The sequence below is a fragment of the Rothia sp. 11254D007BW genome, from assembly GCF_053548195.1.
Map to the genome: position 1 here is coordinate 1,360,609 of NZ_JBPWPK010000001.1, position 22,546 is coordinate 1,383,154.

At 58.3% G+C, this 22,546-nt stretch carries 22 protein-coding genes; 10 read left to right on the forward strand and 12 right to left on the reverse strand.

The genetic code is table 11. The annotated features are described in order from the left end of the window. A complete protein-coding gene (locus tag ACEE43_RS06085; RefSeq protein WP_449108221.1) occupies positions 1-336 on the reverse strand; it encodes a hypothetical protein in 336 nt (111 codons plus the stop codon). 320 nt (positions 337-656) lie between these two features. Between ACEE43_RS06085 and ACEE43_RS06090 the strand changes: the two genes are divergently transcribed. After that, a complete protein-coding gene (locus tag ACEE43_RS06090; RefSeq protein WP_449108222.1) occupies positions 657-2,264 on the forward strand; it encodes a dolichyl-phosphate-mannose--protein mannosyltransferase in 1,608 nt (535 codons plus the stop codon). 4 nt (positions 2,265-2,268) lie between these two features. Here ACEE43_RS06090 and ACEE43_RS06095 read toward each other — a convergent pair whose 3' ends face one another. The 4 genes from ACEE43_RS06095 to ACEE43_RS06110 all read right to left on the reverse strand — a co-directional run bounded on the left by ACEE43_RS06095 (position 2,269) and on the right by ACEE43_RS06110 (position 5,568). Then, a complete protein-coding gene (locus ACEE43_RS06095; protein ID WP_449108223.1) occupies positions 2,269-3,291 on the reverse strand; it encodes a TIGR01906 family membrane protein in 1,023 nt (340 codons plus the stop codon). A gap of 136 nt (positions 3,292-3,427) precedes the next feature. Next, positions 3,428-4,669 carry a L,D-transpeptidase gene (locus ACEE43_RS06100; protein ID WP_431464868.1) on the reverse strand — a complete coding sequence of 414 codons (1,242 nt, stop codon included), beginning with the start codon at positions 4,667-4,669 and terminating at the stop codon, positions 3,428-3,430. Positions 4,670-4,812: 143 nt separating this feature from the next. Beyond that, on the reverse strand, positions 4,813-5,076 hold the full coding sequence (locus tag ACEE43_RS06105) for a DUF3499 domain-containing protein (protein ID WP_449108224.1): 264 nt from the start codon (positions 5,074-5,076) through the stop codon (positions 4,813-4,815). 18 nt (positions 5,077-5,094) lie between these two features. Continuing rightward, a complete protein-coding gene (locus ACEE43_RS06110) occupies positions 5,095-5,568 on the reverse strand; it encodes a WhiB family transcriptional regulator (protein ID WP_431464866.1) in 474 nt (157 codons plus the stop codon). A gap of 214 nt (positions 5,569-5,782) precedes the next feature. On the opposite strand from ACEE43_RS06110, the gene ACEE43_RS06115 reads away from it, so the two are divergent. Beyond that, positions 5,783-6,535, forward strand: a complete 753-nt coding sequence (locus ACEE43_RS06115; RefSeq protein WP_449108225.1) for a TIGR03089 family protein — start codon at positions 5,783-5,785, stop codon at positions 6,533-6,535. On the opposite strand, the gene ACEE43_RS06120 is transcribed toward ACEE43_RS06115, so the two are convergent. Beyond that, complete coding sequence (locus ACEE43_RS06120) at positions 6,483-7,058, reverse strand: GtrA family protein (RefSeq protein WP_449108226.1); 576 nt, start codon at positions 7,056-7,058, stop codon at positions 6,483-6,485. The genes ACEE43_RS06115 and ACEE43_RS06120 overlap by 53 nt on opposite strands. A 288-nt stretch (positions 7,059-7,346) precedes the next feature. Here ACEE43_RS06120 and ACEE43_RS06125 point away from each other — a divergent pair, with 288 nt between their 5' ends. From ACEE43_RS06125 to ACEE43_RS06140, 4 genes are all read left to right on the forward strand, one after another. Then, entirely contained in the window at positions 7,347-8,528 is a 1,182-nt protein-coding gene (locus ACEE43_RS06125; RefSeq protein WP_449108227.1) for a 5-(carboxyamino)imidazole ribonucleotide synthase, read from the forward strand. A gap of 71 nt (positions 8,529-8,599) precedes the next feature. After that, positions 8,600-9,244 (forward strand): 5-(carboxyamino)imidazole ribonucleotide mutase, encoded by a 645-nt coding sequence (purE, locus tag ACEE43_RS06130; RefSeq protein WP_237187140.1) that lies wholly within the window; start codon positions 8,600-8,602, stop codon positions 9,242-9,244. Between the two features lie 155 nt (positions 9,245-9,399). Continuing rightward, positions 9,400-10,965, forward strand: coding sequence for an LCP family protein (locus ACEE43_RS06135; protein ID WP_449108228.1), 1,566 nt, complete (start codon positions 9,400-9,402; stop codon positions 10,963-10,965). A gap of 36 nt (positions 10,966-11,001) precedes the next feature. Then, on the forward strand, positions 11,002-12,021 hold the full coding sequence (locus tag ACEE43_RS06140; RefSeq protein ID WP_449108229.1) for a lipid II:glycine glycyltransferase FemX: 1,020 nt from the start codon (positions 11,002-11,004) through the stop codon (positions 12,019-12,021). A gap of 142 nt (positions 12,022-12,163) precedes the next feature. Here the strand turns inward: ACEE43_RS06140 and glpX are convergent, their stop codons facing one another. Beyond that, a complete protein-coding gene (gene glpX, locus ACEE43_RS06145; RefSeq protein WP_237205912.1) occupies positions 12,164-13,159 on the reverse strand; it encodes a class II fructose-bisphosphatase in 996 nt (331 codons plus the stop codon). Between the two features lie 189 nt (positions 13,160-13,348). Here glpX and ACEE43_RS06150 point away from each other — a divergent pair, with 189 nt between their 5' ends. Both ACEE43_RS06150 and ACEE43_RS06155 read left to right on the forward strand, forming a co-directional pair. After that, positions 13,349-14,044, forward strand: coding sequence for a DUF4245 domain-containing protein (locus ACEE43_RS06150; RefSeq protein WP_431464860.1), 696 nt, complete (start codon positions 13,349-13,351; stop codon positions 14,042-14,044). Between the two features lie 104 nt (positions 14,045-14,148). Next, positions 14,149-14,790 (forward strand): carbonic anhydrase, encoded by a 642-nt coding sequence (locus tag ACEE43_RS06155; protein ID WP_449108230.1) that lies wholly within the window; start codon positions 14,149-14,151, stop codon positions 14,788-14,790. Positions 14,791-15,124: 334 nt separating this feature from the next. On the opposite strand, the gene ACEE43_RS06160 is transcribed toward ACEE43_RS06155, so the two are convergent. From ACEE43_RS06160 to ACEE43_RS06170, 3 genes are read right to left on the reverse strand one after another with little or no spacing between them, the layout of a single operon-like run. Continuing rightward, positions 15,125-15,862: a S8 family serine peptidase gene (locus ACEE43_RS06160; protein ID WP_449108231.1), complete on the reverse strand. Its 738-nt coding sequence runs from the start codon at positions 15,860-15,862 to the stop codon at positions 15,125-15,127. A 7-nt stretch (positions 15,863-15,869) separates the two neighbouring features. After that, positions 15,870-16,265, reverse strand: a complete 396-nt coding sequence (locus ACEE43_RS06165) for a hypothetical protein (protein ID WP_449108232.1) — start codon at positions 16,263-16,265, stop codon at positions 15,870-15,872. Positions 16,266-16,288: 23 nt separating this feature from the next. Beyond that, a complete protein-coding gene (locus ACEE43_RS06170; RefSeq protein WP_449108233.1) occupies positions 16,289-17,089 on the reverse strand; it encodes an SAR2788 family putative toxin in 801 nt (266 codons plus the stop codon). Between the two features lie 164 nt (positions 17,090-17,253). Between ACEE43_RS06170 and ACEE43_RS06175 the strand changes: the two genes are divergently transcribed. Next, positions 17,254-18,660, forward strand: a complete 1,407-nt coding sequence (locus tag ACEE43_RS06175; protein WP_237187209.1) for a class II fumarate hydratase — start codon at positions 17,254-17,256, stop codon at positions 18,658-18,660. Between the two features lie 205 nt (positions 18,661-18,865). Next, the gene (locus ACEE43_RS06180; protein WP_449108234.1) at positions 18,866-20,620 is read left to right on the forward strand and encodes a pyruvate dehydrogenase; all 1,755 of its coding nucleotides are present in this window, start codon (positions 18,866-18,868) and stop codon (positions 20,618-20,620) included. A gap of 86 nt (positions 20,621-20,706) precedes the next feature. On the opposite strand, the gene ACEE43_RS06185 is transcribed toward ACEE43_RS06180, so the two are convergent. Both ACEE43_RS06185 and ACEE43_RS06190 read right to left on the reverse strand, forming a co-directional pair. After that, complete coding sequence (locus ACEE43_RS06185; RefSeq protein WP_449108235.1) at positions 20,707-21,903, reverse strand: acetyl-CoA C-acyltransferase; 1,197 nt, start codon at positions 21,901-21,903, stop codon at positions 20,707-20,709. After that, entirely contained in the window at positions 21,893-22,546 is a 654-nt protein-coding gene (locus tag ACEE43_RS06190) for a CoA transferase subunit B (RefSeq protein WP_449108236.1), read from the reverse strand. The genes ACEE43_RS06185 and ACEE43_RS06190 overlap by 11 nt, the downstream gene beginning before the upstream one ends.

The window sequence follows — 22,546 nt, forward strand, 5'->3', positions numbered from 1 at the left end:
TCAGTGCTTTGCAATACCTTGAGCACGCCCCCGTGAACTAGGGTGGCACTGTACATCTACCAGCTTCTGATCTACTACGGCAAAGCCGTGCAACCAGGCAGCGGTTTGGTGGGTAAAGATGGTTTGAGGGTTCTTCTTGTAAACAGCAGAAATAAAATAGGGGTACTGCTGATAGCGGGGAAGCTGACGAAAATTTGACTGGGTTGTATAAACGCCAGGGAGGAGACGAGTCAGCTCCTGTTGTCTAACCCGGCGAGCGATAACAGTAGAGCTCATGCCCAGCTGCTGCAGTTCCCTGTAGGTATAAACGGTTTGAAGGCTATCGAGAATATCCATGACAGCATTCTGTTGTGTATGAGCTAATTTTCTAGAACTGATGTTTTCTGTGGATAAAGTTTCTCCCAGTCTCAACGTATTGCGCCAAAAAAGATTTTTTATCGGTCGGGTTGTTACAGCGCATATACAGATATCCACAGGGTAGCTTCACCACCCAGTGGGTTAGACCCCGCCCCTCGTAGGGACCAGAAAAATACCGACTGTAGGTCATGGCATGAAGTATTTTGGGAGAAATCTGGTCCCTACTAAATAGGACCAGAGGAATCTGGTCCCCACGCGTCCGCGCGCATGATTCTGCTGCCCCGGGTAGCATATCTAGGGTGACATCTAACCCAACCTCTGCCGTCCTGACCCTCAAAGACGCTTTCACCGAGTCAGCCCTCCGGGCGCGGCTAGCTGTAACAGCGGTACCGCTGCCCCGCTACGGCTGGGTGGCGCCCCTGCTTGTGCTAGTACTTGCCGGGCTTATGCGTTTTGTAAACCTGGCTAACCCTAACGCCATCGTCTTTGACGAAACCTACTACGCTAAAGACGCCTACTCCCTGCTGCACTTTGGGTATGAGCGCAACTGGTCTGATACAGCCAACGAGACTTTCGTTGCCGGAGCCCCATCGGGCATCCTTGAAACCGCCGAATATGTGGTTCACCCGCCGGTTGGTAAGTGGATGATCGCCTTCGGCATGGCAATTTTTGGTGACGATAACCCCTTCGGCTGGCGCTTTGCCGCAGCACTCACCGGCACCCTGTCGGTGGGCCTGGTCATGCTGGCTGGTTGGTTACTCTTCCGCTCAGTGACGGTAGCAACCCTTGCTGGCTTGCTGATTTCTATCGACGGCCTGCACTTTGTGCAGTCCCGTTTTGCCCTACTCGATATCTTCCTCATGTTCTGGCTGATGGCCACCTTCGTGGCCCTGCTGCTTGACCGCTACCAGGGAAGGCGCCAGCTCGCTGCCCGGATCGCAGCTCACGCCCGCGAGCACAAGGGCGCCCCCACCGACGACTTCATGCGCTATGGCCCCTGGCTGGGCTTCCGCTACTGGCGGTTCATCGCAGGCATCTGTGCGGGTCTGGCGGTCGGCGTCAAATGGAACGCCCTCTTCTTCATCGCTATCTTCGGCCTGCTCACGGTCTTCTGGGACGCCAACGCCCGCCGTATAGCCGGCATCCGCCGCTGGTATGTCGCGGGCTTCCTGCGCGACGGCGTCCTCGCCTTCTTTGCTCTCATCGGTACCGGCCTGCTCACCTACCTGGCGACCTGGACCGGCTGGTTCCTTTCAGACTCAGCCTACGACCGCAACTGGGCAGCAGAGCACCCCGGCGAAGGAGTTCTCTGGTTGCCGGAGTCTCTGCGCTCGCTCTGGGAGTACCACCGCTCTGCCTACGCCTTCCATTCGGGGCTGGATTCCCCCCACACTTACGAGTCCCCGGCCTGGCAGTGGCTGATTTTGGGCCGCCCCACCAGCTACTACTATGAATCCCCTGACCTGGGCGTGAACGGCTGTACGGTTGACTCTTGCTCTGAGGCGGTGCTGAATATCGGCAACCCGCTCATCTGGTGGTCCTTTATCATCGTTGCAACCCTGTCCCTGCTCATTGTGCTGCTGCGCCGCGACTGGCGTTTTGCAACCCTTTTCGCGGTCTTCGCGGTGGGCTATTTCCCCTGGTTTGCCTACCCCGAGCGCACCATGTTCTTCTTCTACGCCCTCTCCTTCGAGCCCTACCTGATTCTTATGCTGGCAGGTATTTTGGGGCTAGCGCTAGGACGCCCCGGCGACAGCGTACGCCGCCGCCGGGCAGGGCTACTGGTGGTAGGACTCTTTGTGGTCTTCGCGCTGTTAGTCTCTATCTACTACTGGCCTATTTGGACAGCCCAGACCATCCCCTACACCGAGTGGCGCGAGCGCATGTGGTTTGACGCCTGGATTTAGGGGCTTACTTGGTCAGGAGTTCTTTGAGCTCCTGACGCTCTGCCCGGCGCTTGAGGGCTAGCTGCTTGCGGTAGCGGGTAGGCCAGGTCATGGCGAGGATGGCTGCCGTCATCAAGAGGGTGAGGGCGCCTGCGGTGGCGGCGGCGTCCACCCAGAACTGGGGCGGGTAGAGGCGGATGAGGGTGTCGCTCATGCGGAACTGCCAGTTGCCCTGGGGGAAGAATACCTCGTGGAAGGTAGTGAAGAAGGCTTCCCAGCCGATAGCTCCGGCAACGCCCAGGCCAACAAGTAGGGCCAGGGTGAGCCAGGCACCGGTGAAGAGGGATGAGCGCAGGACGCCCGGGGCCCGCAGGCGCAGGGTTCGGGCTGAGAGCAGGGCCAGTACCAGCATGATGAGGGCAAACGTGATACTGATGAGCATGACCCGTTTGACGTCGGTCATGTGCTCAACTTCGCTGGCAAGGAAGGCAGCGTTACCGCCGGTGGTGATATCGGCCAGGTAGGTGTGGGGGGCAAAGTTCAAGATATAGTCCAGCCCATAAGAGCCCAGACGCAGTCTTTCCTGGGTATCGAAGCCGTAGCTGTCTGCGGGGAAGCCGGGGCGGTGGTATTCGAGCCAGAGGAAGGCGGGGCTGGCGACGGCACGCACGGCTAGCATGATGGTGAGCACGGGAACGATCAGGGCGATGATGGCCCGGCGCAGCCCCAGCAGGCGGGGCTTGTCGTCTACCGCGACTTCGCGGGCTTCAGCGCGTTCTGCAGCCGGGGTGGCTTCGGGGGCGGACGCACTACCTTCGGGGGCTGCCACCGCGGCTAGGGGCGCGGTCCAGGGGGCGGCCTCTGAGGGAGTATCTGTGTCGGTTTGCTCTGCCGATGAACCGGTGTCGCCTACCTCGTGGACGGTATGAGTCGGAGTCTGAATACCGCGTTCAGCCCTACGGGCTGACAGTAGGCTATCGGCCTTAGGCGTGGTGATGGCGGGGGTGAGTTTCTTCCACTCCTGGTTCTGGTCGGGCTGCTGGGCCACGGTGGGTTTCCTCCCGGGTATCTAGGGTGCGTCTGCCTGTGTATTCTACGCGGTAGATATCAAAAACTCCCGCTCGGGCACCGGGGGCGGTGCTACAGAGCGGGAGTTTCTAAGACTATTGAGGCAGGCTTTGACCTTACCAGTTACCCTTCCAGTTTGAGTCGTGGTAGTTGGCGAAGGGGATGTTCCAGTCGCCATAACCGTCGTCGGGGTCAGCCTGGGGGTAGCCGGTGTTTACGGTCTCCACAACGTCACCTACACCGAAGGTGTTGTAGAAGAACTTAGCGTCTTCAGGGAGCATACCGATACAGCCGTGGGAGACGTTTACCCGGCCTACCGATGACCAGGCTGAGGGGAGGGCCTGATGCACGAATACACCGCCGGAGGTCAGGCGGGAAGTCCAAGAAGCCCAGAAAGGCTCGTAGTAGTGGGGGTCACCAGGAGCCAGGTTAAGGGAGCCAGAGTTAAAGTAGTAGCTCTCGGCCTTTTCCATGATGACCAGCTGGCCCACTACTGAAGGCCAATCAGCATTTCCCAGGGTGATGTATGCTTCGCGCACCATGACATCATCAACGTACATTTTGATGGTCTTGGTGTTGTTATCTGCAAAAGCGTAGCGCTTATTCCAGGTTTTGAAGGTACGAGTGGTGGTGTGGTTACCGATCATGCCGTTGCCTACATCGAGACCAAAAATATCAATGGTGACAGTTACGGTAGAGTTAGTGGCCCATTTATCTTCAGGGCGATAACGCACCATGTAATCGCTGTACCAACGGAACTTACCGGCTTGGTCGCCTCCGCCCTTCACGGTGATGCGCTTTTCTACTTCAGCCTTGTTGAGCACGGGCTCAGAGAAGTTGAACTGAATGATTTTGCCGATGCCGTAGCTGGCTCCATCTTCAAAGTTCATGAGGGCGTCTACTTCGTAGGCAGCGGAGACAGTAGAGAAGGTGCTCTCGCCGGTTCCTGCGGTACCTGCAGCGTCTTCTGCTTCCCACTCTACGGTGTAATCGCTGTGGAAGAGCATACGGTCGGTGGATGTCCAGCTCTTACCGTCTGCAGCTAGCTCACCGGCGAGTTCCTCACCCTCCGCGGTGGCGACAGTAACCTTGGTGAGTGTTGAATCAGCAGTGGTAACGGTGACGGTCTCGATGGGGTTGATTTCTACCTCGTCGAGGGCGGGGTAAACCTCTACAGTACCGGCAAACTTTACGGTGGGAGTGGGGCTTGAGCTTGCAGTCGCAGCGGCACTTGCGCTGTTGGTACTGCTCTCGGGTGTGGAGCAGGCAGCAAGAGTCATTGTGCCCAGAGCTCCTACGGTCACGAAGGACCGACGGGTAAAGGTGTCTCGGTTGGCTGCGTTGATGGGGTTGACCACGAACTTATCTTCCTTATGTCACGTACTGTGGGCGCAAGTGTGTTGTGTGCTCGTCAAAGTTTATCGGATAAGGGCTCTTTTTGATATAGGGCCTACAAGAAAACCCGTTGGTCATAGACCAACGGGTTATACCGAATCTCGCTCTAAATAGAACGTAGGGGTGGGTAGGACGCTTCTGCCTGCTCTTCTGCCGCAGGGCTGGTGGTGGGCGCGTCCAGGCGCACAACATCCCAGCCCTGGGGGGCGGTGAGACGGTCAGCGTGGAATTCACACAGGTCGTAGGCGTGAGGTTCCCGGTGCACGGAAAGGGGGCCAATCACAGCGGTTGACTGGGCGTAGGCGTAGGTGAGGGTGAAAATAGCCTCACGCTGGCAGGTTTGGCGTGAGCACTGGCGGGTGATTGCCATGAATCAAGCCCTTCTTTCTTAGATAGCTTGCTTGCGGAGGCGGCGGCGTTCACGCTCTGATAAGCCGCCCCAGATACCGAAGCGCTCGTCGTTTTCCATGGCGTATTCTAGGCAGGCTTCGCGAACGGGGCATTCGCTGCATACTCGCTTAGCGTCGCGGGTTGATCCGCCCTTTTCAGGGAAGAAGGCCTCGGGGTCGGTCTGGGCGCAGAGGGCATCTGCCTGCCAGGAGAGTTCGCCGTCGTCACCGTCTGTGCTGTAGATACCGGCGGCCTGCTGCCAGAGGGAGAGGGCCTCGGAGTCGGTGGAGAACATGTCGGTAGCTGAGCTGCTGGCAAGTGAGCTTGCTCGGCCGCGGCTTTTGGGGGCGGCAGCATTGAGCAAGGCGGTAGCCTGGTCTTCTAAGTACTGGGCAGAGTGCATAGTGTGGTACTGGGCCACATCAGGCGTGCGCCCTGCAGCGCCCTGAGGTAGGCGGCTGTGGAGGCCCATAGTCTTCCCTTTCATATCCCAAACTGAGGACAGAATAAAAAATTTCCCTGCACCTAATTACACGCGTGTAACCGCCTATTCGTCAAGCTGGGATTAAAAAAATCTTCTTCACACGAGATTCTCTCACAATAATTTGCGTTTCTCTGTGGTATATGCATTTACCGCGTCTGGGGCCCTCTGGCCGCGGAGCGGGCGGTGCCCTAGAGTAGGGAGCATGACAGTATCATTTTCCCAGGCAGCTTCTTCGTTCCCTCAGTTCATGAATCTTTTGGCTCAGCGGCAGTCTCCTGCTCTGCTCTGGTATTCAGCGCCGGGTGAGCGGATTGAGCTTTCGGGTCGGGTTTTTGACAACTGGGTCGCAAAGACCGCTAATTTTTTGGTTGATGAGTGTGAGGTAGAGCCTGGCTCTCTGCTGGCGCTCCCCCAGCGCCTGCACTGGCGTTCGCTAGTTTTGGCAGCAGCTGGTCTGCGGGTCGGGGCGACCTTGACGTGGGAGCTGCAGGCGGGGGCGGACGTCCGCGCCGCCTTTGATACGTCAGAGCTAGAGGGGGCCGGGGCAGAGTATCTGCTGGCTGTAGCCACTGAGCCGCTGGCGCCCCGGTTTATGGGGCAGCTACCGCCTGATGTACTTGATTATGCCGCTGAGGTGAGGTCCCACCCCGACGTCTATGTGGGCTGGGCTGCCCCAGCAGCAGAGGGGCAGGCATGGGCTGGCATCAGCTATGGCCGGTTGATGGAGCAGCTCACCGAGCGGGCTAGAGCCCTGGGCGCTGAATACGAGCCTGAGGTAGCTGCCCTCCAGGTTCCGGGGGAGCTTTTTGATGCCGCCTACCTAGAGCAGGCCCTGGCGGTCATGGCTTCAGGCCGGGCAGCTCTGGTTCTCGATCCGGCAGTGACCTGGGAGCAGGAGCGTCTTAGTCGAGTTTTAGGCGACGAACGGGCCCGGTCTCTGCCTTCTCAACGATAGGCAGGGAGCCGGTCATAATCTTGGTAGCCTCTTCGATCAGCTCGGCCCGCTTTTCTTCGGAGGTCTTATCGCCGCTATGGCTCCTGCTCTGAGAGAAGACCCAGAACTTGTAGAGGAAATAGCGCACGATGGTGCCCAAGATGGTGCCAATGATGGTACCCGAGATAAAGGACGCCCGCGGGCTAGTCAGACCCAGCACGTAGACGCTAAAGAGCACGCAGGATGCCTCAACACCGATACCGATGGCGTTGACGATGCCGAATTCGATTGCCTCACGCACCTTGTTGCCGGTGCGTTTTTCGCGGAAGGTCCACAGGCGGTTTGCTACCCAGGAGAATATGGTGGCAACGATACCGGCTACAACCTTAGCCTTGGCGTGCCCATCAGAGAAGACGGAGTGCATGAGCGACCAGGTCACCGCCGAGTTAATGATGAAAGCCAGGCCACCGACGCTCAGGAACTGGGCTATCTCCCGGCCGTGACTGTGCCACAGGGTCTCTAGACGCTGTTTGAGTGCGCTCATCGTTTCTCTCCCTCGTCGTATGGTGCGGGCCCCCTCCCGGCGGGAACTGGCATAAGTTCGGCAAGGAGCGTCTCAACGCACTAACTGAACTGGGGAGCAGGTCTTATTCTGTTCACATAGTACAGGCGCCATCCCCTACCTGCTCCCTTGCAGGGGTAGTGTTTTGCTCACAGATAGCGCGGGGCATTACCTGGGAGCTTGCCCAGCCTCCAGGGGTCTGTTCAGCATGTAGCGGGCGCTTTTACAAGCACCCTGCACCCGGGTAGCCTAGTGACTGTGACTTACCCTATGACTGGACCAAAAATTGGTGTTGTAGGTGGCGGCCAGCTGGCGCGCATGATGGCGCCTGCCGCTACCGAGCTTGGTTTTGACCTTCGTATTCTGGCTGAGAGCGAGGACGTCTGCGCCCGTAGGGCGGTGCCTTTCGCGCCGGTGGGTGACTACCGTGATTACGATACGCTGGCAGCTTTTGCCCGCGAGGTTGACGTGCTGACCTTCGATCATGAGCATGTTCCCACTGATTTTCTGCAGCGTCTGATGGATGAGGGCGTCAATGTTCAGCCCCGCCCCGCCGCCCTGGTCCACGCCCAGGACAAGATTGAGATGCGCAAGGCCGTTGACCGTCTGGGTCTACCCAATCCTCGCTGGGCCGAAGTGCGCACCCTGGACGAGCTCCTCGCCTTTGGCAAGGAGGGCGGCTGGCCTGTTGTTCTGAAGACCCCGCGCGGTGGCTATGACGGTAAGGGCGTGATGGTGCTCGATGATGAGCAGGACGCCCGCGAGAAGTCAGCGCCCTGGTTTGAGCAGCTACCTGCCCGCACCGATTTTTCAGCGCTGTTAGTAGAGGAGAAGGTTCCCTTTACCCGCGAGCTCTCTGCCCTGGTAGCCCGTCGTGATTCTGGGCAGGTTATAGCCTGGCCCGTAGCTGAGTCCATTCAGGTGAACTCGGTCTGCGACGAAGTCATTGCACCTGCCCCCGGCATCTCCCCCAAGGTAGCAGAAGCAGCCCAGGCAGCCGCCCTTAAAGTTGCAACCGAGTTGGGCGTTACCGGTGTGATGGCCGCTGAACTCTTTGAGGTTCCCGGCTCTGAAGCGGGCTTCCTCATTAACGAGTTTGCCATGCGCCCCCACAACTCCGGCCACTGGACCCAGGACGGTTCAGTCACCAGCCAGTTTGAGCAGCACCTGCGGGCCGTTGCCAACTACCCGCTGGGTAGCACCGACATCAAGGGCGAAGTCGCCCTGATGAAGAATTTCTTGGGCGGCACCAACGACGATATCTTCGGCGTCTACCCGCAGCTTATGGAAGACTACCCGGCAGCCAAGGTCCACTACTACGGCAAGGCGGTAAAGCCCGGCCGCAAGATTGGGCACATCAATATGACCGGGCCCGCAGATGAGCTAGCGGCCCTCCGCCAGCAGGCTACCGCGGCAGCCTCCCTGCTCACCGACGGCCCCTCCACCCCCTAACCCCGCGGAATCAGCCCGGCCCTACCCAGGTGGGGCGGGCGTCCGCACCACCCCTAGTTTCAAGGAGCAACATGACCTCCCCCTACGACTCCAATAACCCCATTGTCGGCATCGTGATGGGCTCAGACTCAGACTGGCCGGTCATGGAAGCAGCAGCTGAAGTCCTCGAAGAATTCGGTATCCCCTACGAAGCAGACGTGGTCTCAGCCCACCGCATGCCCGAAGACATGATTGCCTACGGGCGTGAAGCAGCAGACCGCGGTATCCGCGTCATCATTGCCGGTGCCGGCGGTGCAGCCCACCTGCCCGGCATGCTGGCCTCTGTTACCCCCCTGCCCGTTATCGGTGTGCCGGTCAAGCTCAAGTCTCTCGACGGCATGGATTCGCTCCTGTCGATTGTGCAGATGCCTGCCGGTGTGCCCGTCGCAACCGTCTCCATCAACGGTGCCCGCAACGCCGGCCTGCTAGCCCTGCGTATGCTCGGTTCAGGCAGCGACGGCTTTGCCCGCCAGGTACGGGCCGACCTCGTAGACTTCGCCGCTTCCCTGCGCCAGACCGCCATGGACAAGGGTGCCGCTCTGCGCGCCAAGGTTGAAGAGCACAAGGCAGAACTCGATGGTGAAGGGGCCGCCCCCAACGCACCCGCACAGCCGCTCACCGCTCCCGCCCACAATGACGAACGGGACGGCCAGCAAAAGACCCCCTACGCGCCCTAACCCCCTGCCCAGCGGCTCCTGCCTGCCCCTCGGCAAGTTCAGGAAGACCGCTCCGGGAGCACCCAGCTTCTTTCAGTAGTGTGGTTGAGTAGATACCAAGATACTCAACCACACTCAGTTATTTTTTAGGCCCACCACGCCAGGGAGGCAAAGACATGTCCCGTGAGCACAAGCGTCCACGCTCCACGGCCCCTATCACAGGTATCAGGGGGCGGGGCCAGCACCTGGTGGACCCCACTTACACCGACCCGCTCCGGCACCCCGAAGCCGCGTCGGCCTCCGTCCGCACCCGCCGGGCCTGGCTCCTGCTTCTGCTCACTCTCTTCCTCCCCGGCTCTGCCCAGCTCTTAACCGGGCAGAAACCCCTGGGCCGCAAGGCTCTAAAAATCACCTTTACCGTCTGGGGCCTGCTCCTGGCCCTCCTGCTCCTCTGGACCCTGCGCCGCACCCTAGTACTCTCCCTGGTCACCAACACCTGGGTGCTCTTACTCGTAACTGCCGCCCTCCTAGGGCTAGCCCTGGGCTGGGTCTACCTTTTCCTAGCGACCCTGCGCGCTATCCGCCCCGGCCTGCTCGAAGGCCGCTCCAAACCCCTGATAACCCTCGCACTGGTCGCCTGCATCGCTCTCACCGGCGGCGGGCTAGGCTACGCCGCCTACATCACCTGGGTAGGGCGCGGTGCACTCGGCAACATCTTCGCCGGCGGCACCCCCATCAAGGAACAGGACGGCCGCTACAACATCCTGCTCATGGGCGGGGACGCCGGCGCCGACCGCGTGGGCCGCCGCCCCGACTCCATGACCGTAGTATCCATCGACGCAACCACCGGCCAGGCCATCACCATCTCAGTACCCCGCAACCTACAAAACGCCATCTTTGAAGACGGCTCCCCCCTCTGGGAGGTTTACCCGACTGGTTTCGACTGCGGTGACGAATGCATCCTCAACGCCCTCTACCCCACCGTCACCGCCGACTACGCTGACCTCTACCCCGGAGCCGACGACCCCGGCGCCGAAGCAACCATGGACGCCGTCTCAGGCGTCCTCGGCATCACCGTCGAGAACTACATCCTCATCGACATGTCGGGCTTTGAGCAGCTCATCGACGCCCTGGGCGGCATCACCATCGACGTAGGTGGCTACGTTCCCATCGGCGGCGGCACCAACGAAATTACCGGCCTGCCCAACCCCATCGACGGCTACATCGAACCCGGTGTACAGCACCTCGACGGCTTCCACGCCCTCTGGTACGCTCGCTCCCGCGAAGGAGCCTCAGACTATGACCGTCAAGCCCGCCAACGCTGCGTACAGGCAGCTATGCTCAAGCAGCTCGACCCCGCCAACGTACTCACCAAATTCGCAGACATCACCGCAGCCGGCGAACAGGTCATCGAAACCAACATCCCCCAAAACGGCCTCGCAGCCCTCGGTGATGTTGCCCTCAAATCCAAAAACTACGACCTGATCCAGTTCGCAGCAGGCCCACCCTACTTCGACACCAGCTTCCCCACCTACCCCGACTTCGACCAGCTCCACACCGCAGTCCAGCAGGTCATTGCAGACTCAGCCTCAGGCGTCCAGCCCACCGTCACCACCGCAGCTGCCTCAAGCACCGGCTCAGCAGCGTCCGGCCCCTCAGGCCTCGACGTGATTGAAACCGCCGCCTACCGCGCGCAGCTCACCTCAGAACTCAGCGAGAACGGTACCTGCTCGGTCCCCTAACCCCACGCCCCGCGGCAAAACGGTAAGCTGGTGCCCATGAGTACAATTCTGCAGTCAGATATTTGGGCCCAGCTCCAAGAAGCCAACGGCCACCAGGTCTTCCGTGGCGAAGGTAAAGGCTGGCGTTACATGGCCACCCTCGAAGGCGGTTCCACCGGCCGCTACCTCTACGCCCCCTACGGGCCCGAAGCCGACAGCGCCGCCGCCTTCGACGCCGCCATCGCAGATATGAAACGCGTAGCCACCGACAACAAGTGCTGGTTCATCCGCGTTGAGCCCATCAACAGCTCTATCTGGGGCTCGCAGAGCGGTGAAGCCTTTCTCGCAGCCCGCGGCTTCACCCTTGCACCGCGCCAGGTGCAACCCTCACACACTCAGATCATTGATCTCACCCAATCTGAAGATCAGATTCTGAAAGACATGAAATCGACCAACCGCAACCTGCACCGGAACATCCATAAGAAGGGCGTGACTTTCGAGAAATCTCAGAACCCCGCGGACATCACGATTCTGCTCAAATACCTCGACGAAACCGCCGGCCGCGCTGGCTTCAACCGTCAGCAGGACGACTACCTCACCAGAGTTGCTCAGGTGCTTATGCCCGCGGACGCCGCTACCCTCTTCATCGCTAAGGTAGATGGCCAACCTATCGGTGCCTCCCTCACCTACGATTCAGACGACACCCGCGTCTACGCCCATGCGGCAACCTCATTCGAACACCGAAAACTACAGGTGGGAAACCCGCTGCTCTCCACCATTATTCTCGATGCCAAAGAAAAGGGCCTGAGCTACATGGACCTCTTCGGAATCGCCCCCAACGACGACCCCAACCACGAGTGGGCAGGCTTCACCAAGTTCAAGAAGTCCTTCGGCGGCACCTCAGTTGCCTACCCCGGCACCTGGGACCTGCCCGTCTCCGCCCTCGGCTACAAGGCCTACCAGGGCATCCGCGCAGGCCGCGAAGCCCTAGCTCAGGGCAAGAAGTTCGCCACCGGCACCCTGCTCCCCAAGGCCAAGGACGCCGCCGGTAAGGTTCGCGCGCGTATCAGCAAATAAGATTGAGCAGGTCTTCCCTTCGCCGACTAACCTTCTTGGGCTCGCGCTGGGCGCTCGCCCAATTCATGCCAGCCCCAGCCAGTCGGCTTTCGGGAAGACCTGCTCAATCTCTAGTATCCGAACCTACATCTGCTCTAGAGTTCTAACGATTCATGGTCCCGGCGATCATTGCCGAGTAGCGGGAGAGCTTGTGCTCAGCCTCAATCAGGCGCACGGTGCCTGACTTAGAACGCATGACCAAGGACTGGGTGGTGACGGTGTCGCGGCCGTAACGCACACCGCGCAGGAGCTTACCGTCGGTGATGCCGGTTGCGGCGAAGAAGCAGTTATCGGTGGTGACCAGTTCATCGGTGGTCAACACAGCGTCCAGGTCATGGCCGGCATCCAGGGCCTTCTGGCGTTCAGCGTCATCGATAGGGGCAAGACGACCCTGGATAATGCCACCGGTGGCCTTGATAGCGCAGGCAGCCACAATACCCTCAGGGGTACCGCCGGTGCCCATCATCAAATCCACGCCAGTGCCCTCACGGCAGGCGGCAATAGCACCAGCAACGTCGCCGTCAAGAATCATGCGGGTACGGGCGCCAGTTGCGCGAATCTCTTCAACGAGCTTGGCATGGCGGGGGCGATCCAGTACGCAGACGGTGAGCTGGTTAATGCTGGTGCCCTTAGCCTTAGCGACCAGGTGCAGGTTCTGCTTGACCGGCAGGCGCAAATCGACCAGGTCAGCTGCCTCAGGGCCGGTAACCAGCTTCTCCATGTAGAAGACAGCGGAGGGGTCAAACATGGTGCCGCCTTCAGCTACCGCAATGACGGAGAGCGCGTTATCCATACCCAGAGCGGTCAGGCGGGTACCGTCGATGGGATCAACAGCAACATCGAACTTAGCTCCCGAGCCATCGCCCACCTGCTCGCCGTTGAAGAGCATGGGGGCCTCGTCCTTCTCACCCTCGCCAATCACCACGGTGCCGTTGAAGTGCACGGTCTTAAGGCGAGCGCGCATGGCATCAACAGCAGCACCGTCCGCCATGTTCTTATCGCCTGCGCCCACCAGCGGGCCCGAGGCAATAGCGGCAGCCTCGGTTGCACGCACCAGTTCCAGCGCAAGGTTACGATCTTCGTTCATTACTTCTGACATGACTCACCTTCGAGTAGCTTCTAACAGTGCCAGCTGGCTCCCTGTTATGGGGCGCTCAGCCTCCACACTCTAGAGTACTCGCTTCCCCGCCGTGTTACGGGCCGGTGCGCCCCTACTTGACACAGATGATGCCGGCAATTCTCGCTCGCAAGTGGCACAGGGCGCCCCCTTTAGACCAGAATAGAAGGCGTGACTTCATCGACTAACCCCAGCAACCAGCCCCTGCCACAGGCGTCCGCCCCTGAAACCCAGGCCCCGGACGCCACCGAGCAGGTAGTCCCACAAATTACCGAAAAGCAGGCTGCCCGCATCAATGCGCCCGCCCGCAATATGGTGATTTCGATGATCGTCATGGTGCTCTTGCTACTGCCGGTCATCTGGCTGATGCCGCAGCCCAACAAGAACCCCTACCGACCCACCGTTGACCTCCCCGTGATTGCCTACGAGGCCAGCGACCAGGCAGGCTACCCGGTCGCAGCCGCCGAGCAGGAAGGCTGGCACTACAACTATGCCCGCTGGAACACCGGCCAGGCAGACGGCATCAATTACTGGTCCACCGGCCAAGTAACCCCCTCCAACGACTTTATCGAGCTCATTCAGGCCACCGACACCAACCCCACCTGGGTTGCCCAGACGGTAGGGCAGGCTGTGCCCGAGGCTACGGTGCAGGCCGGGGGCGTGGACTGGGACGTGCGCTCTCTCGTGGACGCTGACGACAAGAGCAAGGTCACCACTTTCTATATCGGTGAGGTGGACGGTACCACCGTCATTCTCAAGGGCGAGGCTGAGGCGGCTGAGTTCCAGGCCCTGGCTGAGGCTACTGTCGCCTACATGGCAGCCCCCTCCTCCACTGCCTCCCCCACCCCCTCAAGCGGAATTCAGTAAGCCGACCACCGGCGTCCTGCCGTAAAATGTAATCCGCCTTACACACACCATCGGCCGGGCAGATTGCTAGGTTAAAGCTAAACCGCTGCGAAAGGACGCCTGCCATGACCGCCATCGAAACCCCCGTCCAGGCATGGGAACGCCTCGTTGAAGGCAATGCCCGCTTTGTGGAGGGCAACCGCTCCCACCCCCATCAGGACGCCGCCCGCCGCGCTGAACTCGTAGCTGGCCAGCACCCTTTTGCCGCCATTTTTGGGTGCGGGGATTCCCGCCTGGCTGCTGAAATTATTTTTGACCTCGGCTTAGGCGATGCATTTGTGGTGCGCACTGCCGGGCAGGTGCTGGACGACGCCGTCCTCGGCTCCCTGGAGTATGCCAGCGGGTCCCTGAATACCCCGCTGATTATGGTGCTGGGCCATGACTCCTGCGGCGCGATCACAGCCACCCAGAAGGCCCTGGTCGAGGGTGAAATGCCCGGTGGCTTTATCCGCAACCTGGTGGAGGGTATCTTGCCGTCGGTGATTTCCCCGGAGCTACCCGAGGGGGCCACCATCAACGATATGGTGGTGGAGCATACCCGCCAGACTGCGGCCCGGATTGCTGAGCAGTCGGGCATTATTCGTCAGCGCATTGAGGACGGCTCCCTGGCCGTCATTGGCGTCTTCTACCACCTGGCCGACGGCAAGGCCGACCTGGTCTATTCGTCCTCACCCGAAATTGGATATGGTAAGTACAGTCAGCCTTAATAGGGCAGGCACCATATCCCCACTAAGTCACAAATATTCACACCCTGCATGACCAGAATCACGAGAGACTGAAGTTTATTCATAATGGGTTCTGCAGACTCACACTCGTTACCGACCCTCTCGCCTGATTCGTTTCCCTCGCTAGGCGATTCACGCCAGGTACCGAGCCAGCAGCTTCACTGTGAGCCTGCTCCACTTACCCTAATGAATAAGCCTTACTACTCAACAATACGAGTGATGATTTTACTAAATCTATAAAAATTCTATCGGTGCACAGTTACCTACTCATTAAGCTCAACTTAAACACATCCCCCCCTCGCAGATTCCTGTATTTCTACTGACTTACAGCAACTCCCGCCCTACATGCAAGTAAGCCTTGAATCACCTGACGCTCAGTGCGAAATTCATTATCAACGCACTGATTAATTTTCGCTGTCACAAGTACAGCTGCCAGAGATGACCCCCCTTCAGGTTCAACCACAACTCCAAGATCTGCACCATAGGTATTTGAAAACCAATAGTTTTTATTATTAGAGGCCTTAGGGTATACACCAACAACACCAGGAAGGGACGCGGGGTATGAAGGTATTTTTTCTAGACCACTAGCTGTTGATGAAACTACTATTATCCCTTCATCAACAGCTCTTTTCACCGCCTGCTCAAGATAAACATCAGCATTTATTGTCGACAGGCTAATATTTATTATTTTTGCATTTTTTTCAATAGCAAGATTAATAGCCCTAGCGATATCCTCAGGGTTAGCAATTTTGTTTTCACCAACCACATCAATCACAAAGACGTCTTCAGGTTCCCCCACATTGGCACTATACCTCCTCCACAATATATCAAAATGCTCCCCGGGGGAACCTCCCGAATTAAGTGTGATTACTTCTACACCATCAGATTCCGACAAGCCATCGTCAATAAAAACCGTGACCTGGCGTTGACCAGCCTCACTGCGGTCAATACCAAAAAATCTCGGATTAACTTTCCATGGTCCAACAACTATAACAGCAACAACTATAATGGAGAATATGACACAAGCACCTTTCCCCACCCCAATGCGCTCCACCCCCTTTCTATTCGAGGTTAAAATCAAGACCTTCTGCTTCAGCAGCAATAGAGGGAACATTTTCACCATCCGGATGCTCAGACAACAGTTTTAAGAAATTTATCAAAGAATCAACATCCATGCTCTTGTGAGAATTCCAGAAATTAACAAGAGCAGTCGCTGCGAGATCTATTGAATTGGGTAAATCAACAAGGGCAAGAAGATAATTCTCCACAAGATACTCAACCTTAATTGATGGTGTATCTTTTGGTAAAATTTTAACAATATTCTGGATAAAATCACTCATCCTTAAAGCATTTTCCTGCTTCCACTCATAAGGCTCCCCAAGCCACTCAGGCCCAGAAAATTGAGAAAATAATGTTATAGCTAGTTCTTTCTCACCATGCTCTAGAGAATCGATCACAGATCTCAATTCACTAATTTTCATCAGCACTTTCCCCTAATTTGTTCAACCCAGCCATCACTTATATATCCACCATTTTCGGCATAGGTTACAACAACCTGCCTACCCTTATAAGCTAGAACAGCTTTTTTTGATCCACGTTTGTACGGCATATGATTCCCCTCAGCCATAGCCCTTCCCATCAAGTCTGCAACTTGCTCCTTAGAGCGGGCTCCCACCTTACCCCAGCAATGCTTCGGAGCCATGATATGACTCCACTTATTGGCATTCTGTTTTAAGATATAAGACTTCGCTGCTTTCTTTATCTGAGATTTACCAAATTTGTTGAGAGCAACACGAAGCCCCACTCTAGCAAGAAATCCCAATACAACAATCGCTGGAATAGCCTGCGTCGTTGCAGCCTCACTATCTAAAACTATCTCTTGATGGGTATGTTGCCCCTCAAGGGTCACCACGAAGTCCTCATCCGAATTGCCTGTAAAGGTTAAACTTTCAACATCAAAGACCTCAAATACTTCCTGCCCATCCCACTTGCCATGCACTTCAACAGTAAGTGAACCATCATCCAGCAAACGAGTCACCACGTTCGCGCTAAGCCCTTCTTCATCAACTACGTAGTTAATAGTGTTACCTGAATCTTCAACGAGAACATCACCAGGATCCTCACCCCCAAAAGATGATAAATCTACGTTTTGAGTAGCACGGTCTTCTAGCGTGCGCCCCTCAAAAGTACTGGCCTGAGCAGTAACCCCATTTAAGGTGGTGGCACACAAGGAAAGGGCTGTAGCCGCTGCGATTATTTTTAGATTGAAGCGAAAGGTCAAGTCAAGCCTCCATAAACTCAAAAGTTTCATATTCACATGAAACATTACTGTAGCTCACAGCTAACCTCCATCATTTGAACGCCTACCACACACGATATCTGGTGGTCCGTCATCTTCTGGCTCCAATGCGACAGCCGTCACGGCGGCGTATTAGACTAGTCGGTATGGCAGAAAACACTGAATACCGCATTGAACACGACACCATGGGTGAGGTCCGCGTACCCGTAGATGCCCTCTACCGCGCCCAGACCCAGCGTGCCGTCGAAAACTTCCCCATCTCAGGCCAGACACTGGAGTCTGCCCACATCCGCGCCCTCGCCCTCATCAAGAAGGCCGCCGCCAGCGCCAACGAAGAGCTCGGCGTCCTGGACGCAACCCGCGCCGCCGCTATCCGCGATGCTGCAGATAAGGTAGCTGCCGGTGACTACGATGAGCACTTCCCCATCGACGTCTTCCAGACCGGCTCCGGCACCTCCTCCAACATGAACACCAACGAGGTGCTGGCGACCCTGGCCAACCAGGCCCTGGAGGGGCAGGACGTCGAGGTCCACCCCAACGACCATGTGAACGCCTCCCAGTCCTCTAACGACGTCTTCCCTACCTCCGTGCACGTGGCCGCTACCGAGGCTCTGCTCAAGGACCTGGTCCCGGCCCTGGAATACCTGGCCGAGTCCCTGGAGCGCAAGGCTGTGGAGTTCAAGGACGTCGTCAAGTCCGGCCGCACCCACCTGATGGACGCCACCCCCGTGACCCTGGGCCAGGAGTTCTCCGGCTACGCAGCCCAGGTGCGCTACGGTGTTGAGCGTATCCACGCTTCCCTGCCGCGCGTGGCTGAGGTTCCCCTGGGCGGCACCGCGGTTGGCACCGGCATCAACACCCCCGACGGCTTCTCCGCCCGCGTCATCGAACTGCTGGCTGAAGAAACCGGCCTGCCCCTGACCGAGGCCCGCAACCACTTTGAGGCCCAGGCCAACCGCGACGGCCTGATTGAGGCCTCCGGCCAGCTACGCAATATCGCCTACTCCTTCATGAAGATCAACAATGATATTCGCTGGATGGGCTCAGGCCCCAATACCGGTCTGGGTGAGCTGCACATTCCCGACCTGCAGCCCGGCTCATCGATTATGCCCGGCAAGGTCAACCCCGTGATTTGTGAAGCAGCCATTATGGTCTGCGCCCAGGTCATCGGTAACGACACCACCATCGCCCTGTCCTCCACCAACGGTGCCTTCGAGCTGAATGTGGGTATCCCGGTTATGGCCGCCAACCTGCTGCAGTCTATCCGCCTGCTGGCCAACACCTCCCGCGTGATGGCCGACAAGATGATTGACGGCCTGGAGGCCAACGTGGAGCGTGCCCGCTTCCTGGCTGAGGCCTCCCCCTCAACCGTCACCCCCATGAACAAGCTAATTGGCTACGAGGCAGCAGCCAAGATCGCCAAGTACTCGGTGGCCAACAAGACCACCGTGCGCGAGGCCGTCATCGCCCTGGGTTACGTTGAGCGCGGTGAAGTCACCGAGGCCCAGCTTGATGAGGCTCTGGACGTCACCAAGATGCTGGGTAACTTCTAAAGCTACCGAGCGAAGGACGCTCCGAGCGTCCGAGCACGCAAAGGGCGGGTTTCCCTCTATGGGAAGCCCGCCCTTTGTGCGCCTCTCTTGTGAACTAGCACTCAGGGGCGCGTGACTACATAGATAGTTCAAGAATAAACAAAAGTAAGACCGTTAGGAGTAGACTATAGAAAAGTAAGGGTACAGATTATTGAAAGGTTGCCCCGTGAAACTCGCTGATCAACTCATCCAGCAACTCATAGACGCCGGCGTAGAGCGCATCTACGGCGTGGTGGGAGACTCCCTCAACCCCATCGTTGATGCAGTCCGCGCCAGCGGCGGCTCCGCTAAGGGCGGTATCGACTGGATTCACGTACGCCACGAAGAGGTCGCGGCTTTTGCCGCAGCCGCAGAAGCACAGGTTACCGGTAAACTCGCCGTCTGTGCAGGGTCCTGCGGCCCCGGCAACACCCATCTCATTAACGGTCTCTACGACGCGCACCGCTCTGGCGCGCCTGTCCTCGCCATCGCCTCCCACATCCCCTCAGCACAAATCGGCACCAGCTACTTCCAAGAAACCCACCCTGACCGCCTCTTTGCCGAGTGCTCCAGCTACTCAGAGATGGCCATTAACCCCGCTCAGACTCTGCGCATCATGAACTCTGCCATGCGTCACGCGGTTGCCAACCGCGGCGTTGCTGTTGTCTCAATTCCCGGTGATATTGCTGCCGAGGACGCCGTGGACTACGTACCTGCTTGGGGCGATATGCGCCGCGGCACCATGACCCCGGACCAGGCAACCGTCCACGACATCGCCGACCGCATCAATGCCGCAGACAAGGTCGCTATCTTTGCAGGTATCGGGGCTAAGGGAGCCCACGATGAGCTGGTTGCCCTGGCCGATGCCGCCGCCGCGCCGGTGGGTCACTCCATGCGGGGCAAAATGTACGTCCAGTACGACAACCCCTTCGATGTGGGCATGACCGGGCTTCTGGGCTACGGCGAGGCTGCTGAGGGCCTTAAAGACGCAGACCTGATGCTCCTGCTCGGCACCGATTTTCCCTACGATCAGTTCCTACCCGATACAGACACTATCCAGATTGATCGTTCCGCCCAGGTACTGGGGCGTCGCACCAATGTGAGCCTACTGGTTGAGGCCGATGTAGCAGCTACACTTCGCGCGGTACTGCCCCTCATTAAGCGCAAGAAAGACCGGTCCTTCCTTGAGCAGCTGCTGAAGAAAAACGAAAAAATCATGACCAAGGTCGTGGGCGCCTACACCAAGAAGCCCTCAAAGAAGGGGCCCATTCATCCCGAGTACGTCACAGCCCTGCTCGATGAGTTAGCCGCTGATGATGCAATTTTCACGGCAGATACCGGCATGTGCAACGTATGGACAGCCCGCTACATCACCCCCAACGGCAAGCGCGAACTGCTCGGCTCCTTCCTGCACGGATCCATGGCCAACGCCCTCCCCCACGCCATTGGCGCTCAGGTTGCCGCCCCTGATCGCCAGGTAATCTCGGTATCGGGTGATGGCGGGCTCTCCATGCTCTTGGGTGACCTGCTGACCGCCCGTATGTATAATCTGCCCCTGACCGTAGTGGTCTACAACAACTCGACCCTCGGCATGGTTAAGCTCGAACAGTTAGTTCAGGGCTTCGAGGACTACGGGGTCGATGTGCCCGACACCAACTACGCCGCTATCGCTACCGCAATGGGCTTTGAAGCAGAACGCGTTACCGACCCCAAGAAACTCGAAAAGGCGCTCTCTCATGCCCTAGCCCATCGGGGACCGTCCCTCGTTGAGGTCATTACCGACCCCAATGCGCTCTCCATGCCTCCCGAGGTGGAGGCTTCACAGATTATTGGTTTTGCTACCTCTCTTTCAAAGATTGCTCTCAATCGCGGTGCCGGTGAAGCTGTAGCGATGGCTCGTTCTAATCTGCGTAACGCTAGCGCCTGGCGTCAGCTGACCTAAACAGCAGCTGCCCACGAGCCCAAGTCAACATCAGGGTGGTGCCCAACCGGGCACCACCCTGATGTGGTTTTCTTTGAGAAGAGGGGTTAGCCTGCGCGAAGGATCAGAGCATCACCCTGTCCACCGCCTCCGCAGAGAGCTACCGCCGCATAGGTGGCTTCGGGGGTTTGGTTCAGGGCGTGAGCCGCGTGCACAACCAGGCGAGCACCTGACGCTCCCACCGGATGCCCTAAGGCAATAGCTCCGCCATGGGGGTTAACCTTCTCTGCATCCAGCCCCAGCTCACGGATAGATACAGCCGATACCGCAGCAAATGCCTCATTGATCTCAACATGATCAAGGTCAGCTGCCGTAAGCCCTGCCTTCTTGAGGGCAGCTGCAATAGCGCGGGAAGGCTGGTAGTGCAGCACGTTCTCAGGGCCTGCAGTATTAGCCCAGGCGAGGACGGTTGCAAGCGGCTTGATTCCGTTCGCTTCGGCAAATTCTCGGGTGGAAAGCACCAGGGCAGCTGCACCATCAGACAGCGGGGAGGCGTTCCCCGCAGTGATAGTGCCGGCCTCATCAAACGCGGGGCGCAGCTTTGCAAGGATCTCCACCGTGGTTCCCCCACGCACCCCTTCGTCGACGGTGACCTCGGTGACCTGCCCGCGGCGTCCTTTCACCTGCACAGGTGCAATTTCAGCCTCGAAAAGTCCCGCGACAGCAGCAGCGTGGGATCGCTGGTGGGATGCAGCGGCGATTTCATCTTGCTGCTCGCGGGTCAGCTCAAAATCAGCGTTAGCGCCCTCGGTGAGCAGGCCCATAGATTCCCCACTCTGAGCGTCGGTCAGTGCATCTCGTTCAACAGCATCGAGCACTCCCGCTGCTCCAAAAACCCTACCGGATCGGAAGTCCGGCAGCAGGAAGGGAGCCTGAGACATAGACTCCTGACCGCCCGCTACAGCAACGGTTGCTTCTCCAGCACGAATGAGGCGGGCAGCATCCATCACCGCGCGTAGCCCCGAAAGGCACACACTGTTCACCGTCACCGCCGGGGTGGATACAGGGACGCCGCTAGCGCGGGCGGTCTGCTTGGCAGGGTTCTGCCCCGCACCCGCCTGCACCACCTGACCAAAGACCACGGCATCTACCTGCTCAGGGGTAATGCCTGCCCCCTGCAGGGCACGGTCTAGGGCAATTGACCCCAGCTCTACGGCGGTCAGCGAGGAAATAGCTCCCATAATCTTGCCCTGGGGTGTACGGGCAGCGCCGATAATGACAACGTCTTTGTTGCTAGTTTGCATGGTCAAGTCCTTCTGCAACGGTAAAGGTCGCGTCAGTTTTCTCATAAATTTCTTCGAGGGTAACGCCAGGTGCCATGTCCGTCAAGACCAGACCGGTTTCAGTAACATCAAAATCAGCAAGGTCGGTAATGATACGATTTACCACTCCCACACCGGTCAACGGCAGGTCGCACCGCTTTTTGAGCTTGGGAGAACCGTCTTTTGCCACATGGTCGGTCAGTACAATCACGCGCGGAGTACCGGCAACCAGATCCATAGCTCCACCCATACCCTTAACCATCTTGCCGGGAATCATCCAGTTGGCAAGGTCACCCGTTTCAGAAACCTCCATGGCTCCCAAGATGGCGGTGGCAACCTTACCGCCGCGAATCATGGAAAAACTGGTAGCGGAGTCAAAAATAGCGGCACCCGGCACCAGGGTCACAGTCTGCTTACCCGCATTGATGAGGTCAGCGTCCTCCTCCCCCTCATAGGGGAAGGGACCCATTCCCAGAATTCCGTTCTCTGACTGCAGCATCACACGTACGCCGTCTGGCAGGTGGTTAGCTACCAGGGTGGGAATACCAATACCCAGGTTGACGTAGGAACCGTTCGGAAGTTCGAGGGCAGCTCGGGCTGCCATCTCATCGCGTGTCCAGGGCAT